Source organism: Acetobacterium fimetarium, assembly GCF_014284475.1.
Taxonomy (GTDB): Bacteria; Bacillota; Clostridia; order Eubacteriales; family Eubacteriaceae; genus Acetobacterium; species Acetobacterium fimetarium.
In genome coordinates, this window is sequence record NZ_WJBC01000056.1 from 1 (window position 1) to 2,901 (window position 2,901).

Sequence of the window (2,901 nt, forward strand, 5' to 3'; positions counted from 1 at the left end):
TGGAATAAAACGGCTTTTTCTGTGATTTTTCTTTATTGCGATCAGCCTGATTTATGGATTCATCAGCAACTGCTTTTTCTTCTTCTGCCAGCATTTTTATTTCCCCCTTGTTTTAGAATCGCATCATGGCTAGTTAATGTTATTTTAAATATTATACCCACTAAGAGGGAATAACCAACAAATTATGAAAAAATTTGAGCAGAATCGTAAATGTCAAACTGTAGGCACCTAGGCATAAAAAAAGCCCAACTCCAGAAGGAGTTGGACTTGAAAGTTTATGTTTATCAACTGGTTTTATAGCAATCTGGCGAAAGTGTTTTTGACCAGGGAAGGAATTGATCAATGAGTTCAGGATGGTTCACCAGATCGGTGTTGGCCATCGTTTTGAGAATGTAAACCAGGTAGTTATAAGGTTTAAGCTGATTGCTTTTGGCTGACTCAGTGAGACTATAAATCATGGCACTGGCTGTTGCACCTTCAGGGGTATTATGCATGACCCAGTTTTTTCGGCCAATTGTAAAGGGGCGAATAGAGCGTTCCGCACGGTTGTTTGTTAATTCCAGGCGACCATCTTGCAGGACGTTTTCCAGGTAAGTCCATTGATTCAGGGTATAATTCACAGCATTGGAAAGATAGGATTTTGGCAGGGCATTGGCCTGCATTTTAATGAGCCAGTCGTGGAAAGATGCCATCACCGGTTTTAGCAGGATCAGCCGCTTTTGTTGTCGTTCAGCCGGGGTACAGTCGTTTAACTTTTTATCGATATGAAAAAGGGTATCACAAAATTGAACCCCTTCATACGAAGCCGCTCGTCTCTGTTCTTCTTTTGGCAAGGATTTAATGGCGTCAGAAAAGCCCCGCTTGACATGAGCCAGACAGCCGACCACCGTGATATCCGGAGACAGCCGATGATAAACCTCATAGCCATCGGCATGAAGATACCCTTTATAGGTTCCCAGAAAGCCAAGTGCCGCTTCCTTGCTTCGGGTGGGATGATAGTCGTAGTAGACCATCGGGGTTTCATCATGAACCCCGGTACAGTAGACCCACATATAACTTTTGCTGGTTGCCGGGCGATCGGTTTCATTGGCAACCTGAACGGGGGTCTCATCCCCATGCAAAACATCCCGGGTGAGCATGATTTCCCGCATCCGCCGACAGAGAAGCGAAAAATAATCGTCGGCACAGCGCAGCAGCCAGTTTGACATGGTCTGCCGGGAGAGTGCCACACTGTACCGTTCAAACTCCTGCTGCTGCCTGGCCAGCGGCATGGCACAGACGTACTTGGCATTGATAATCGCAGCGACCAGCTCCGGCGTTGTAAAGCTGCCGGGAATCAGGGTGTTTGGCATCGCCGCACGAATAAAGGGGATTTTCAAATCAATCCCATCGTCATGTTTAGCGCATTCACGGCAGGTATAGACATGCCGATGATGTTCCTCCACTTCAAACCGGGCAGGAATAAATTTAAGTAATCGGGTGATTTCCACTTTCATGTCATGAAGGGGATGACTGCAATTGGGGCAGATGCGTTCCGACTCCGGCAGCTCGTGTTCAATGACAATCGTTGGCAGATTGGAGAAATCCTGTTTCCGTTTCCCCTTGGCTTTTTTATTACGGGGCTTCTTCGCATCAGCCAGGACATCAGAAAGATCCGGTTCAGCAACAGAAAAATCTGCAGCCGCTTCCGGTTCGTTGAAGAATGAGAGTTGATCACTTCCTTCGGGATAAGCGACTTTATCAGAGCCAGATCCAAATTTCTTGTGGGTCAGCAGTCGGATCTGTTCCATTGCCCAGGCTAGCTGGGTTTGCGTCTGGATCAACTGAACCTGCAGTTCGTTACAGGTTTTGAGCAGCTCATCATAGGGTAGAGATTGTGTCGTTAAGGGTTTAATTTTAGGTGGTTCCGATTGATTTTTCATAGGATTATTATACCATAAAACCACAGAAAAGAACAGCTAAACAATCACAAAAATCGCATAACAGTGGGATTTATAGAATTTTTCAGAAGCTGAAAACTTAGATTATCAAGCGCTTGCTAACGGCTCGATGGGCTTGCGGTTGTTCCAGCGAAAGGCCATCCAGAAGCCAGCGGAGCTGCCGTTCGGAAATGCCTTTAACGGTCTGGGATTCATTAAACACCCATTTAAATGTACCCTGGCTGAGCTTACGATAGTAAAGCCACCAGCCGTTGTTTGACCAGCGGAGGATTTTCGCTTTATCCCCCTTCCGGTTAAAAAAGACATAGAGATGATTAGCAAAGGGATCCATATCGAAAGTCAGCTGTACCAGCGCAGAAAGTCCATTGATCGATTTTCGCATATCACAAGGAAAACAGGCAACAAAAACCTGATCGATCAGCGCAGTGTCAATCATATCCCCTGGAGCGTTCTGATCACGGATGCTAGAACATCCGGTTCAAAACCCGGATGCAGACAGATTTCGAAGTTATTAACCCTGATCATTACGGGTGTTGACTTGGCAGTGGTCGCCTTATCAATCAGTTTCATGGTAGCCCAGGCCTGTTCCGGCACTGGCTGATCGGCGTCTTTGATTCGTCGCAGCCAGTAACGCAGCGTGGATACCTTCATTGCATTCGCTTCGCACCAGGTTTCTGCAGATTGGCTGGAATTGCGATAATCCTCAATCTGCTGGCGACGAAATGCGTGCAGTTCATCTTTAGACATTAAAAAATACCTCCATTTATTAATCTGATGAAGGTATTATCGCATGAATCTTTAGGGTGAAATATGTGTAGTCTATTTGACATTAACGTTGCCATTCTTATATAATCAGTGGTGCAATGTTGTGCGCTGGGAAAAAACGACACGACCGTTCCTGCGAACATCGGAATTTCTATGGCAGGAAGGCCATACGCTACATGAGACACCGGAGGAAGCG

Annotated in this window: 3 protein-coding genes; all 3 read right to left on the reverse strand. The window is 46.0% G+C overall.

Annotation, left to right across the window (positions count from 1 at the left end; translation table 11 throughout):
- Positions 1 to 284: 284 nt before the first annotated feature.
- The gene (tnpC, locus tag GH808_RS14935) at positions 285 to 1,922 is read right to left on the reverse strand and encodes an IS66 family transposase (protein ID WP_186843582.1); all 1,638 of its coding nucleotides are present in this window, start codon (positions 1,920 to 1,922) and stop codon (positions 285 to 287) included.
- Positions 1,923 to 2,019: 97 nt separating this feature from the next.
- Entirely contained in the window at positions 2,020 to 2,376 is a 357-nt protein-coding gene (gene tnpB / locus GH808_RS14940; protein WP_186843583.1) for an IS66 family insertion sequence element accessory protein TnpB, read from the reverse strand.
- Positions 2,373 to 2,687, reverse strand: coding sequence for an IS66 family insertion sequence element accessory protein TnpA (tnpA, locus tag GH808_RS14945; RefSeq protein WP_186843584.1), 315 nt, complete (start codon positions 2,685 to 2,687; stop codon positions 2,373 to 2,375). The genes tnpB and tnpA overlap by 4 nt, the downstream gene beginning before the upstream one ends.
- Positions 2,688 to 2,901 lie beyond the last annotated feature (214 nt).